The sequence below is a fragment of the Pseudomonas sp. SID14000 genome, assembly GCF_002165135.1.
In the GTDB taxonomy this organism is placed as follows: domain Bacteria; phylum Pseudomonadota; class Gammaproteobacteria; order Pseudomonadales; family Pseudomonadaceae; genus Aquipseudomonas.
The window spans coordinates 1-12,292 of record NZ_NFZQ01000014.1 but is presented as its reverse complement, the minus strand read 5'-3'; the positions used below and the strand labels follow the sequence as shown (position 1 = coordinate 12,292).

Genomic DNA, 12,292 nt, shown 5'->3' with positions numbered 1-12,292 from the left:
AGCATGAACCCCACCGGCGTGCAGCAGCAGGTCAGCTCCCCCTCTTCGTCCGGGCCTTTCGCCTGGTATCGCGACATCGACTCACAGCAGCGTCGGACATTCTGGAGCTGCAAGATCGGCTATGGCCTGGACGGCATGGACACGCAGATGCTCAGCTTCGTCATCCCCACGCTGATCATGCTGTGGGGCATCACCACCACAGAAGCCGGGTTGATCCACACCAGCACCTTGATCGCCTCGGCCGTGGGTGGCTGGGTAGCCGGCATTCTCTCCGACCGCATTGGCCGCGTGCGCACCCTGCAACTGACGGTGCTGTGGTTTGCCTTCTTCACCTTCCTCTGCGGCTTCGCCCAGAACTACGAACAGCTGTTGATCGCCCGTACCCTGATGGGCTTCGGCTTTGGCGGTGAGTGGACCGCCGGCGCGGTACTGATCGGCGAGGTGATCCGCGCCCAGGACCGTGGCAAGGCGGTTGGCATGGTGCAGTCCGGCTGGGCCCTTGGCTGGGGCCTCACCGCCATCCTCTACGCGCTGCTGTTCTCCTGGCTGCCGGCAGAGCAGGCCTGGCGCGCGCTGTTCCTGCTGGGCCTGGTACCGGCGATCTTCGTGATCTTCGTACGCCGCCTGGTCAAGGACCCCGAGGTATACCGCGAGGCCAAGGCGGTGGAGAACGCCGAGGCACCTGCACGGTTCTACGAAATCTTTGCCCCTGGCATGCTCTGGACCACCGTGCGTGCGTCCCTGCTAACCACCGGCGCACTGGGCGGCTACTACGCCATTACCTCGTGGCTGCCGACCTTCCTCAAGAACGAGCGCGGCCTGAGCGTGCTGGGCACCGGTGGCTACCTGGCCATGGTGATCGTCGGCTCCTATGTCGGCTATGTGGTCAGTGCCTACCTGTCCGACCTGCTGGGGCGCAAGAAGAACTTCATCCTGTTCGCCGTGGGCTCGTTCGTCATCGTGCTGTTGTACACGCAAATGCCGGTCAGCGACGGCGTGATGCTGTGGCTGGGCTTCCCGCTGGGCTTCTTCGCCTCGGGCATCTTCAGCGGCATGGGCGCTTTCCTCACCGAACTGTTCCCCACGCGTATCCGCGGTTCGGGGCAGGGCTTCTGCTACAACATCGGCAAGGTAATCGCGGCGCTGTTCCCGTTGCTGATCGGCGTGCTCGGCCAGAAAGTGCCGCTGGGCCTGGCTATCGGCGTGTTCTCTGCGGTGTCGTACGGCGTGGTGATCGTAGCGGCGCTGAGCCTGCCGGAAACCCGCGGCAAACAGCTGCAGGCGCGGTAAGGTAGGTATATGAACAACGACAATGGAGGCCGCGCTGTGGAACGCCTGCTACTCAATTGCGACATGGGCGAGAGTTTCGGCAGCTGGCGCATGGGCCAGGATGCCGAGGTCATGCCATACATAGATTGCGCCAACATCGCCTGCGGCTATCACGCCGGGGACCCTGGCATCATGCGTCGCACCGTGGCCCTGGCGCTGCAGCACGGGGTGACCATCGGCGCGCACCCGGCCTACCCGGACCTGGTCGGCTTCGGTCGTCGTTCCATGGCCTGCAGCCCGGAGGAAATCCGCGACCTGCTGCATTACCAGATCGGTGCGCTGGACGGCATCTGCAAAGTGTTGGGCGGGCGCGTGGCCTATGTGAAGCCCCATGGTGCGCTGTACAACGACATGATGGCCGACCCCCTCAAGCTGCGTACCGTACTGGAGGCTGTGGCGGCCTACGGCGGTGACCTGCCGCTGATGCTGATGGCCACCGCCGACAACCGTGCCGCCCAGGCCCTGGGCGATGAAATTGGCGTGCCGCTGTGGTTCGAAGCGTTCGCCGACCGCGCCTACACTGCCAGCGGCCATCTGGTGTCGCGGCGCCTGCCCGGCGCGGTGCACCATGACCCGGCGCTGGTGGTGGAGCAGGCCGTGCGCCTGGCCCGCGGCGACACGCTGGTAGCGGACGATGGCAGTGCACTGAGGCTTGCGGCCAGTACCCTGTGCGTACACGGCGACAACGACAGTTCGGTGGCGGCGGTGCGGCAGATTCGCCAGGCCCTCGATGCCCTGGAGTCGTGATGAAACCTCGTATTGAAGTCGTCGCCATCGACAGCCTGATGGTGCGCCTGTTCGATTGTATCGACGAAGGCAACATGCCGTGGATGCTTGCCGCCAGCCAGCGCTTGCACGCGACGTTCGGCGAGCACTTGCTGGACCTGGTGCCGTCCTACACCACGCTGATGGTGCAGTTCGACCTGCCGCCGGGTGAGGCGAGGGCGCTGATCATCCGTGCGCTGGAAGGCTTGCAGCCAGACACGGGCAGCGGTGGCCGCCGCCATGAGATCCCGGTGTGGTACGACGCCAGCGTCGGCCCGGAACTGCCGGTGTTGGCGGCCCGTAGCGGCTTGAGTGAAGCAGAGGTGATCCGCTTGCACAGCGAGCGCGAGTACCCGGTGTTCGCCCTGGGCTTCGCCCCCGGTTTCGGCTTCATGGGCCTGGTTGACGAGCGCCTGGCCAGCCCGCGCCTGAGCACCCCGCGCAAGCGCGTGGCGGCTGGCAGCGTCGGCATTGCCGAGCGCCAGACGGCAGCCTATCCGGCGGTATCGCCAGGAGGCTGGAACCTGATCGGGCGTACCCCGGTGCGCCTGTTCGACCGTGAACGCGAGGGCTACAGCCTGCTGCAACCCGGTGATCGGGTGCGCTTCGTGCCGGTTTCGCGCAGCGAATTCCTGGCCTTGGGCGGTGATGTGGAGGCACAAGCATGAAGCAGTTGAAGATCGAGGCCGGTACGCCGCTGTGCCAGTTGCAGGATGCCGGGCGCGTTGGCGTACGCCATCTGGGCGTGACCCAGGGCGGGGCGCTGGACTGGGTGGCGATGCACTGGGCCAACTGGCTGCTGGGCAACCCGTTGGCGGCGCCGGTGGTCGAGGTGGCGCTGGGTGGTTTCTGTGTGGTCGCCGAGCAGGATTGTGTGCTGGCCCTGGCCGGTGCCGATCTGGATGCGCGGGTCGATGATCAGCCGTTGGCACCCTGGCGCAGCTTCGCGCTGGTCAAGGGCCAGCGGTTGACCCTGAAGCAGCCGAAGCAGGGTGTGCGAGCGTATCTGGCAGCACCTGGCGGGTTCCAGGGCGAGTATGTGCTGGGCAGTTGTGCCACAGTTGTGCGGGAAGCACTTGGCGGTATCGATGGTCAGGGTTCTGCGCTTGGCAAAGGCCATGTGCTGGCATTCTCAGGCACATCGCCGACCCTGCGTGAGGTACCCGAAGCGCTGCGGCCACAGTACCCACAAAAGCCTGTGCTTGACCTGGTGATGGGCGCACAGATCGGTGACTTCAGCGGTACCAGCCTGTTCGAGGCGTTCAACCGCGAGTGGACGCTGGATAGCCGGGCCGACCGTATGGGCATCCGCCTGCTGGGGCCGCAACTGGTCTACCAGGGCGCGCCGATGATTTCCGAGGGGATTCCGCTGGGGGCGGTGCAGGTGCCGCCGGATGGGCAGCCGATCGTGTTGCTCAATGACCGGCAGACCATTGGCGGCTATCCGCGGCTGGGGGCGTTGACGCCGTTGGCGCTGGCGCAGCTGGCGCAGTGCATGCCGGGGGCTGTGGTGCGGTTCCGGGCGGTGGTGCAGGACGAGGCCTGGCGGGAGCAGCAGCGTTACCTGGGCCGTTGGCGTTAAGGCTGCCGGCCTCTTCGCGGGTTCACCCGCGAAAGGGCCGGCACTGGCAACATCACTTGGACAGGTAACGCATCCCTTCCTCCAACCCCTGCAAGGTCAGCGGGTACATCTTGTCCTCGATCAAGTCCCGCACCAGATGGGTCGATGCGGTGTAGTCCCAGGCCTGCTTCGGATACGGGTTGATCCAGATGATCTTCCTGAACTTCTCCATGAAACGCTGCATCCACACATACCCGGCTTCTTCGTTCCAGTGCTCCACGCTGCCACCCGGCTGGGTGATCTCGTAGGGCGCCATGGCAGCATCGCCGACGAACACAACCTTGTAGTCATCGCCGTACTTGTGCAGCAGGTCGAACGTGGAATAGCGCTCCGAGGTGCGGCGCAGGTTGTTCCTCCACACCGACTCGTACACGAAGTTGTGGAAGTAGTAGTACTCCATGTGCTTGAACTCGGTCTTGCACGCCGAAAACAGTTCTTCGCAGACCTTGACGTGGGCGTCCATCGAACCGCCGATGTCGAACAGCAACAGCAGCTTCACCGTGTTGCGCCGCTCGGGGCGCATCTGGATGTTCAGCAGCCCGGCATCCCGCGCGGTGTGGTCGATGGTGCCGTCGATGTCCAGCTCTTCGGCGGCGCCTTCACGGGCGAACTTGCGTAGCCGGCGCAAAGCCAGCTTGATGTTGCGGGTGCCCAGCTCCACCTGGTCGTCCAGGTTCTTGTATTCGCGCTGGTCCCATACCTTCACCGCCTTGCCCTGGCGCTTGCCGGCCTCGCCCACGCGAATGCCCTCGGGGTTGAAACCGCCCGAACCGAACGGGCTGGTGCCACCAGTGCCGATCCACTTGTTGCCGCCGGCATGACGTTCCTTCTGCTCTTCGAGGCGCTTCTTGAACTCCTCGATCAGTTTGTCCAGGCCACCCAGCGACTGGATCTGCGCGCGCTCCTCATCAGTCAGCGAACGCTCGAACTCCTTGCGCAGCCACTCTTCGGGGATCAGCGCTTCGATGTGGCGGTCGAGGTTCTCCAGGCCCTTGAAGTAGGCGGCGAAGGCGCGGTCGAACTTGTCGAAGTGGCGCTCGTCCTTCACCAGGATGGCGCGGGCGAGGTAATAGAACTCGTCCATGTCGGCGAACACCACGCGCTTTTGCAGGGCCTGGTGCAGGTCAAGCAGTTCGCGCACCGACACCGGTACCTTGGCCGCGCGCATTTCGTTGAACAGGTTGAGCAGCATGGCCCGGCTCCTGTCAGCGGTTGCCGCGCCGGCTCATGAAGGCCAGGCGCTCGAGCAGTTGTACGTCCTGCTCGTTCTTCACCAGCGCGCCGGCCAGTGGCGGAATGGCCTTGGTCGGGTCGCGTTCGCGCAGCACCGCTTCACCGATGTTGTCGGCCATCAGCAGCTTGAGCCAGTCGACCAGTTCGGAGGTGGACGGCTTTTTCTTCAGCCCTGGTACCTTGCGCACGTCGAAGAACACGTCCAGCGCCTCGCTGACCAGCGACTGGCTGATGTTCGGGTAGTGCACGTCGACGATCTGCTGCAGGGTGGTGCGGTCGGGGAAGGCGATGTAGTGGAAGAAGCAGCGGCGCAGGAAGGCGTCCGGCAGCTCCTTTTCGTTGTTGGAGGTGATGATGATGATCGGGCGCTGTCTGGCCTTGATGGTCTCGTCGATTTCGTAGACGTAGAACTCCATCTTGTCGAGCTCCTGCAGCAGGTCGTTGGGGAACTCGATGTCGGCCTTGTCGATTTCGTCGATCAGCAGGATGACCCGTTCCTCAGCCTCGAAGGCTTCCCACAGCTTGCCCTTTTTCAGGTAGTTGCGCACATCGTGGACCTTGTCCACGCCCAGCTGCGAGTCACGCAGTCGGCTGACGGCGTCATACTCGTAGAGGCCTTGGTGGGCCTTGGTGGTGGACTTGATGTGCCAGGTGATCAGGCGCGCACCGAACGAGGCCGCCAGCTGCTCGGCGAGCATGGTCTTGCCGGTGCCTGGTTCGCCCTTCACCAGCAAGGGGCGTTCGAGGGTGATGGCCGCGTTTACTGCCAGTTTCAGGTCGTCTGTGGCGACGTAGTCGCGGGTGCCTTCGAACTTCATGGGTCTGTCCTCTACTGGAAGCCTGCACCGGCCCTTTCGCGGGTAAACCCGCTCCCACAGGTATTCCACAAACCTAAAGAAAGGTGGGTACCTGTGGGAGCGGGTTTACCCGCGAAGAGGCCGGAACAGGCAGCACATATTTTTGATTTGTCACCGACTATAACGCGGGGTTCGCCGACTGGAAACGCAGACCAGGTATTCAGTCCCTGAATGCCCCGTCACGCCCGCTCAGTCAGACTTCGGCGCCGGCTGCTCGTACTGCGCATTGAACGCCTGGATAAAGCCGTTGCGCAGGATCTGCAAAAACGCCTCGAAGGCGCTGATATCCTGCTTGCGCACGCTGCCATTGAGCTCCACCCGGGTGGCGAACTGGTTTTTCGGCTGGTTCTTCAGCACGGTCTGGGTCGCACCCACCAGCGCCTCCCACACCGAGCGGAAAAAGCCTTTGTCCTCTTCCTGCACATCCTGGTGCCAGTTGAACACCTCCACATCGCGCAGCAGCGGCTTGATATAGCCGGTCAGCCGGCCATTTTCGGCCTGGGCCTCGATCACCAGGTCGCCGTGCCCGGCATTGAAGTCGAACTTGCCATAGGCACCGGAAAAGTCATTGAGCTTGCGCAGCTCGATGCCCGTGGCGCGCAGGCGGAACTGGAAGTCGTCGAAATCGCTGAACGGGTCGAAGGTGGCGCGGCTTTCCACCTTGGCATCCCCCAGTAGTAGGGCGCTGGCGTCCAGGCTGGCGTCGCGCCGGCCCTTTTTGTCGCGTACGTTGGTCAGGTTGCGGATGTTGGCGTTCAGCTGGGTGGCCTTGAGGTCGACCGGTGGCTTGGCGTTGAAGTTGCGGAAGGTCAGCACACCGTTGTCGATAAGCACTTCGTTGAGGGTGATCGGCAGCAGTTTTTCCAGCTGTTGACGCCAGTCGGTGCCTTGGCCGGTCTGCGATGCCTGTTCGCTGCCACCGTCGACGAAGTTCAGCTCGGGCCGCACGAACGTCACCTTGGCGACTATGGCCTTGTCGTACCACAGCGAACGCCAGCTCACCGACAGGTCAATCAGCGGTGCGTCGAGAAACGGTACTGGCACCTTGCCGGTGGTCTTGACGATCTTCAGCCCGTTGATCTGGTACGCGCCGCGCCACCAGGCGAGGTCCACATCGGCCACCTGGCCACGGTAGTCGCCCATGTCGGCCAGTTTATCGTTCAGGTAGTCGCGCACCAGGTAGGGCAGGGCCAGGTGCAGGGCCACCAGCAACACGACCAGGCTGGCGAGGGCGACCAGCGGCCAGCGGTAGTGACCTTTCATTGCAGGCTCTCCAAGGTGGGCTCATAAAGACGCTTGTGTGGTTGACCGCGGGCTTTGCCACGGAGTTCGAACAGGCTTTACGGGCCACCGGCCGGGGCTTACCCTTGAGATCTTTCCCTGCTTTTTTTCATGCCAAGGACTCCTGCCATGAGCCGTATCTTTGCAGACAACGCCCATTCCATCGGTAATACACCGCTGGTGCAGATCAACCGCATTGCCCCGCGTGGCGTGACCATCCTGGCCAAGATCGAAGGGCGTAACCCGGGCTATTCGGTCAAATGCCGCATCGGCGCGAACATGGTCTGGGACGCCGAAAGCAGCGGCAAGCTCAAGCCGGGCATGACCATCGTCGAACCGACCTCGGGCAACACCGGCATCGGCCTGGCCTTCGTCGCCGCCGCCCGTGGCTACAAACTGATGCTGACCATGCCCGCCTCGATGAGCCTGGAGCGCCGTAAGGTGCTGAAGGCGCTGGGCGCCGAGCTGGTGCTGACCGACCCGGCCAAGGGCATGAAGGGCGCCATCGAGAAGGCCAACGAGATCGTCGCCTCCGACCCGGCCCAGTACTTCCTGCCGGGCCAGTTCGAAAACCCGGCCAACCCGGCGATTCACGAAAAAACCACCGGCCCGGAAATCTGGAACGACACCGACGGCGCGGTCGACGTACTGGTGGCGGGCGTCGGCACCGGCGGCACGATCACCGGCGTGTCGCGTTACATCAAGCATACGCAGGGCAAGGCGATCCTGTCGGTGGCGGTGGAACCAGTGGCATCGCCGCTGATCAGCCAGACCCTGGCCGGCGAAGAACTCAAGCCCAGCCCACACAAGATCCAGGGCATCGGCGCCGGCTTCGTGCCGAAGAACCTCGACCTGTCGATCGTCGACCAGGTGGAGACGGTGACCGATGAAGAGTCCAAGGCCATGGCCATCCGCCTGATGCAGGAAGAGGGCATCCTCTGTGGCATTTCCTGCGGTGCGGCGATGGCAGCAGCCGTGCGCCTGGCAGAAAAGCCGGAAATGCAGGGCAAGACCATCGTCGTGATTCTGCCGGACTCGGGCGAGCGCTACCTGTCGAGCATGCTGTTCAGCGACATGTTCAGCGAGCAGGAAAACCAGCAGTAAACGGCCTTGCCGCTGATCCGGCGCAAGGTTCGGCGGCTTGCTTTATTGCAAAATCTTCATGAATGAGTTGCCGCCCAGGCTGTTTTTACCCCGGTGGCATCGGTTTATGATGGCAGGATGATTTTCAGGAGAGCAGGGCGCGCCGCCCTGTCTCTTCCTCAAGGAGTGAAAGCATGACCTTTTCCTTTGCAGCCAAGGCGGGTGTCTTGCTGGTGTTTTTCGGCAGCGTGCTGTTCGTGCACCTGCGCGGCAAGGCTCGCTTGCCGGTGTTGCGCCAGTTCGTCAACCATTCGGCGCTGTTCGCCCCCTACAACAGCCTGATGTACCTGTTTTCCGGCGTACCGTCCAGGCCTTACCTGGACCGCCAGCGTTTCCCCGAGCTGGACGTGCTGAAGGATAACTGGCAGGAAATTCGCGAAGAGGCCATGCGCCTGTTCGACGAGGGCTACATCCGCGCCGCCGAGAAGGATAACGACGCCGGCTTCGGTTCGTTCTTCAAGAAGGGCTGGAAGCGCTTTTACCTGAAGTGGTACGACAAACCGTTACCTTCTGCCGAAACCCTGTGCCCGCGCACCGTCGAACTGGTCAGCAGCATCCCCAACGTCAAGGGTGCGATGTTCGCCCTGCTGCCAGGCGGCAGCCACCTGAACCCGCATCGTGACCCGTTCGCCGGTTCCCTGCGCTACCACCTGGGCCTGTCCACCCCCAACTCCGATGCTTGCCGCATCTACGTCGATGGCGAGGAATATGCCTGGCGTGATGGCGAGGACGTGATGTTCGATGAAACCTACGTGCACTGGGTCAAGAACGAGACCGACGTAACTCGGGTGATCCTGTTCTGCGACATCGAGCGCCCGCTGAGCAGCCCGCTGATGACCCGTATCAACCGTAAGGTCAGCGCCTTCCTTGGCCGTGCTACTGCACCGCAGAACACTGACGACGAGCGTGTGGGCGGGATCAACCAGGCGTATGCCTGGAGCAAGCGCTTCAGCAACCGGATCAGTGGCCAGGTGAAGCAGTTCAAGCGCGCCAACCCCAAGGCCTACCGGGTGCTGCGGCCGGTGCTGGCGGTGGGAGTGGTCTACCTGTTGTATCACTGGTTGTTCTGATTCTGCCTGTTGGGGGCGTTTCTCGGGCATGCCGCTTCCACAGGGAGTGCGGCAGCTTTGAGATATCGAGCAGTGCAGTTGCCCCACACAGTGACATGCGCAAGGTTGAACCAGGCAGGGGAGGTTGCCAGCTGCCTGGCACCGGGCTATAGTCCAGCCCACTGTTCTCTTCCTGAAGACCTGTTCATGCCAGCCAGCCCTTCCACCACAAGCTTTGCCACCGCGCCCGTCGCGGGCATGGTCGTGCGTGGTTGCCAGCAGCCGGCGATGATCAGTCACTATCCACCACCACCTGTCAGTGGCGTCGTAGGCGGCGTAGCTCCGCCTCCTTGCGTGGTCGTGCTGGGCTGATCGGCTTCTGGCCGCATCCCTTCGCACACGCAACCTACTGAACACGGTCGGCGACTTCCCACGCTGAAGCGCACGCCGTCCGTTTGGCTTATTCGCCTTATATCAGGTGGCAATACATGTCTGTCCTTAGCAAAGCATCCGTGGCCTCGGCGGCCACTACCAGCCTGTTCGTCCTGCTGTGGAGCAGCGGGGCGATCGTCTCCAAGCTGGGCCTGGCGCATGCCAGCCCGTTCGCCTTCCTGCTACTGCGCTCGGCGCTGGCCCTGGCTGGCCTTCTGCTGATCGGCCCGTTGCTGGGGCTGCGCTGGCCGCGCACTCGCGGGGCCATCCTGCGGGCCCTGGGTACCGGCTGTGTATTGCTCGGCGCCTACCAGATCTTCTACCTGCTGGCGCTCGACACCCATGTCACCCCAGGTGTCATGGCCACGGTGATGGGCGTACAACCGATCCTGACCGTGGTGCTGATGGAACGCCAGCGCTCCTGGAGCCGCTTGTTCGGCCTGGGGTTGGGGCTTGGCGGCTTGATCATGGTGGTTTACCAGGGCATCAACCTGGGCGGGGTGTCGCTGGTCGGGATGCTGTTCGCCTTGCTGGCGCTGGCCAGCATGACCTTTGGCTCGATCCTGCAGAAGCGCATCACCGACAACCCCATGGGTACGCTGCCGCTGCAGTACCTGGCCGGCTTCGCCATGTGCGCGCTGTTCGCACCGCTGCAACCGCTGCATGTGGAGTGGACTGGCGGTTTCGTCGGCGCGCTGCTGTGGATGGGGCTGGTGGTTTCGCTACTGGCGACCCTACTGCTGTACCGGCTGATCGCCAAGGGTAACCTGGTCAATGTCACCAGCCTGTTCTACCTGGTGCCGGCAGTGACCGCGGTGATGGACTTGCTGATCTTTGGCAACCGCCTGGCGCCGCTCAGTTTGCTGGGCATGGGGCTGATCGTGGTGGGCCTGCTGTTCGTGTTTCGCAAGCCCGCTGCGCGCCTGGCCGAGGCGTAGGCCCTAGCGGAATTCTTCGGGGATGGCGTGGCGCAGTACGCCTTCCTCGAAGTCCAGCAGGCCGGCTTCGCGCTGGGTGAGCAGGTAGTAGAGCAAGGTGTCGAGCGAGCGCTGCGGCGGGACCTCGACCGCCAGCATCTTCACCGCCTGCTCGGTTTCGCAGTTACAGCCGAAGTCGTGCAAGGCCGTGCGTACCTGGTCCAGTGTTTCCGGGGGCTTGACGATAACCCGGAACACCGAGCTGCCGCTGCTGCGGCGCAGTTCGGCGAACCAGGTTTCGCCGGCTTCTTCACGGGTGCCGATCACGTCGCCCGGGGCGATGCCGTAGACATGGAAGGGGATGTTATCGACGGCATGACCGCCTTCCACGGCCTTGGCCCACAGGCCCTCGACCGAGGCCGGCGGGTAGCCATTCTCGTCCTGCTCCAGGCGGAACAGGACCTTCTTGTACGCACTGTTCATCGTGTACCCCGCTTCAGCTGCGCGCCGGGCGCAGCACCAGCCACAATGCCACGCCAATCATCAGGCCGCCGTACAGGTGCGCCATCGACAGCGGTTCGTCCAGCAGCCACGCCCCCCACAATACGCCGAATACCGGGATCAGGAAGGTCACGGTGCTGGCCTTGACCGGGCCGATCTCCTCCAGCAGGCGGAAGTACAGGATATAGGCGAACGCTGTGCACAGTAGGCCCAGGCCCAGCAGCGACAGCCACACCTGCCAGCCGCCCCAGCTGGCTGGTGGCTGGCTCAGCGCGCTCCAGGCGAACAGCGGGCTCAGCATCAGGGTGGCGCCGAGCATGCTGCCCAGTGCCGACAGGCGGCTGTCCAGGCCGCTGACCCAGCGGCGGGCCAGGAAGCCGGCGAAGCCGTAGCAGGTAGTGGCTGCCAGGCAGGCGAGGGCGCCTTGCAGCAGGGCCAGGTCCAGGGCCACCGGGCCAGCGCCGCTGAGGATGCCGACGCCGAACAGGCCCAGGAAGATGCCGCAGAGCTTGGCCGGGGTCATCGGTTCGCGGAAGAACAGCGCGCCTACCAGCACGCCCATCAGCGGCGTGGTGGCGTTGAAGATGGCCGAGTAACCGGCGGGCAGCACCTGGGCGGCCACGGAGTAGAAGGTGGCGGGAATACCGGAGTTGATCATGCCCAGCACCAGGCAGGCGCCGAGCTTGCCCTGGAAGTTCCAGCGCACGCGGGCTGCGGCGAGCAGTGCAACCAGGCCCAGGCAGGCGATGGACACGCGGAAGAACGCCGTCGGCACCGTGCCCAGCTCGGGGGCGATGATGCGCATGAACAGGAAGCTCGCCCCCCAGACGGCGGCAAGGGTCAGCAGGCGGGCTAGGGCGATGGGGCTCACAACGGTCTCCGGAGGCAGGGCAGGGGCGCGAGTGTACGCCAGGGGGCCTGGGGATTCTTGTGCTTTCTTGCGGTGTGAACCTGTGCCGGCCTCTTCGCGGGTAAACCCGCTCCCACAGGGATAGCGTCGCATTTGAAATGCTGCGCAGTACCTGTGGGAGCGGGTTTGTTCTGGTCAAGTATTTCCGGACACCGGTTACGGTGATCAAGCCGCCTGCTGCTCCATAGCTATTGGTGACAGGTAGTCGTTGTAGCTGTGGAGCCTGATTCGGTTGTAGCGCATGAAGAAGCTGG

Annotated in this window: 12 protein-coding genes; 7 read left to right on the top strand and 5 right to left on the bottom strand. The window is 63.8% G+C overall.

Annotation, left to right across the window (positions count from 1 at the left end):
* Positions 1-3 precede the first annotated feature (3 nt).
* Genes CAY82_RS20280 through CAY82_RS20265 form a run of 4 tightly spaced genes read left to right on the top strand, consistent with a single transcriptional unit; the run spans position 4 to position 3,676 of the window.
* Positions 4-1,290 carry an MFS transporter gene (locus tag CAY82_RS20280; protein ID WP_087502790.1) on the top strand — a complete coding sequence of 429 codons (1,287 nt, stop codon included), beginning with the start codon at positions 4-6 and terminating at the stop codon, positions 1,288-1,290.
* Between the two features lie 9 nt (positions 1,291-1,299).
* Positions 1,300-2,076, top strand: a complete 777-nt coding sequence (locus CAY82_RS20275) for a 5-oxoprolinase subunit PxpA (RefSeq protein ID WP_087502789.1) — start codon at positions 1,300-1,302, stop codon at positions 2,074-2,076.
* Entirely contained in the window at positions 2,076-2,762 is a 687-nt protein-coding gene (gene pxpB, locus CAY82_RS20270; protein WP_087502788.1) for a 5-oxoprolinase subunit PxpB, read from the top strand. Before CAY82_RS20275 ends, pxpB begins: the two co-directional genes overlap by 1 nt.
* Entirely contained in the window at positions 2,759-3,676 is a 918-nt protein-coding gene (locus CAY82_RS20265; protein ID WP_087502787.1) for a biotin-dependent carboxyltransferase family protein, read from the top strand. Before pxpB ends, CAY82_RS20265 begins: the two co-directional genes overlap by 4 nt.
* A gap of 52 nt (positions 3,677-3,728) precedes the next feature.
* Here CAY82_RS20265 and CAY82_RS20260 read toward each other — a convergent pair whose 3' ends face one another.
* The 3 genes from CAY82_RS20260 to CAY82_RS20250 form a co-directional block, all read right to left on the bottom strand.
* Positions 3,729-4,907: a VWA domain-containing protein gene (locus CAY82_RS20260; RefSeq protein ID WP_087502786.1), complete on the bottom strand. Its 1,179-nt coding sequence runs from the start codon at positions 4,905-4,907 to the stop codon at positions 3,729-3,731.
* A gap of 13 nt (positions 4,908-4,920) precedes the next feature.
* Positions 4,921-5,766, bottom strand: coding sequence for a MoxR family ATPase (locus CAY82_RS20255; RefSeq protein WP_013973748.1), 846 nt, complete (start codon positions 5,764-5,766; stop codon positions 4,921-4,923).
* Positions 5,767-5,994: 228 nt separating this feature from the next.
* A complete protein-coding gene (locus CAY82_RS20250; protein WP_087502785.1) occupies positions 5,995-7,068 on the bottom strand; it encodes a DUF748 domain-containing protein in 1,074 nt (357 codons plus the stop codon).
* Positions 7,069-7,215: 147 nt separating this feature from the next.
* Between CAY82_RS20250 and cysK the strand changes: the two genes are divergently transcribed.
* The 3 genes from cysK to CAY82_RS20235 all read left to right on the top strand — a co-directional run bounded on the left by cysK (position 7,216) and on the right by CAY82_RS20235 (position 10,648).
* On the top strand, positions 7,216-8,190 hold the full coding sequence (cysK, locus tag CAY82_RS20245; RefSeq protein ID WP_013973746.1) for a cysteine synthase A: 975 nt from the start codon (positions 7,216-7,218) through the stop codon (positions 8,188-8,190).
* Between the two features lie 173 nt (positions 8,191-8,363).
* Positions 8,364-9,299 carry an aspartyl/asparaginyl beta-hydroxylase domain-containing protein gene (locus CAY82_RS20240; protein WP_087502784.1) on the top strand — a complete coding sequence of 312 codons (936 nt, stop codon included), beginning with the start codon at positions 8,364-8,366 and terminating at the stop codon, positions 9,297-9,299.
* 467 nt (positions 9,300-9,766) lie between these two features.
* A complete protein-coding gene (locus tag CAY82_RS20235) occupies positions 9,767-10,648 on the top strand; it encodes a DMT family transporter (protein ID WP_087502783.1) in 882 nt (293 codons plus the stop codon).
* A 3-nt stretch (positions 10,649-10,651) separates the two neighbouring features.
* Here CAY82_RS20235 and CAY82_RS20230 read toward each other — a convergent pair whose 3' ends face one another.
* Both CAY82_RS20230 and CAY82_RS20225 read right to left on the bottom strand, forming a co-directional pair.
* The gene (locus tag CAY82_RS20230; RefSeq protein WP_087502782.1) at positions 10,652-11,110 is read right to left on the bottom strand and encodes a DUF4265 domain-containing protein; all 459 of its coding nucleotides are present in this window, start codon (positions 11,108-11,110) and stop codon (positions 10,652-10,654) included.
* Positions 11,111-11,123: 13 nt separating this feature from the next.
* A complete protein-coding gene (locus tag CAY82_RS20225) occupies positions 11,124-11,999 on the bottom strand; it encodes a DMT family transporter (RefSeq protein WP_087502781.1) in 876 nt (291 codons plus the stop codon).
* Positions 12,000-12,292 lie beyond the last annotated feature (293 nt).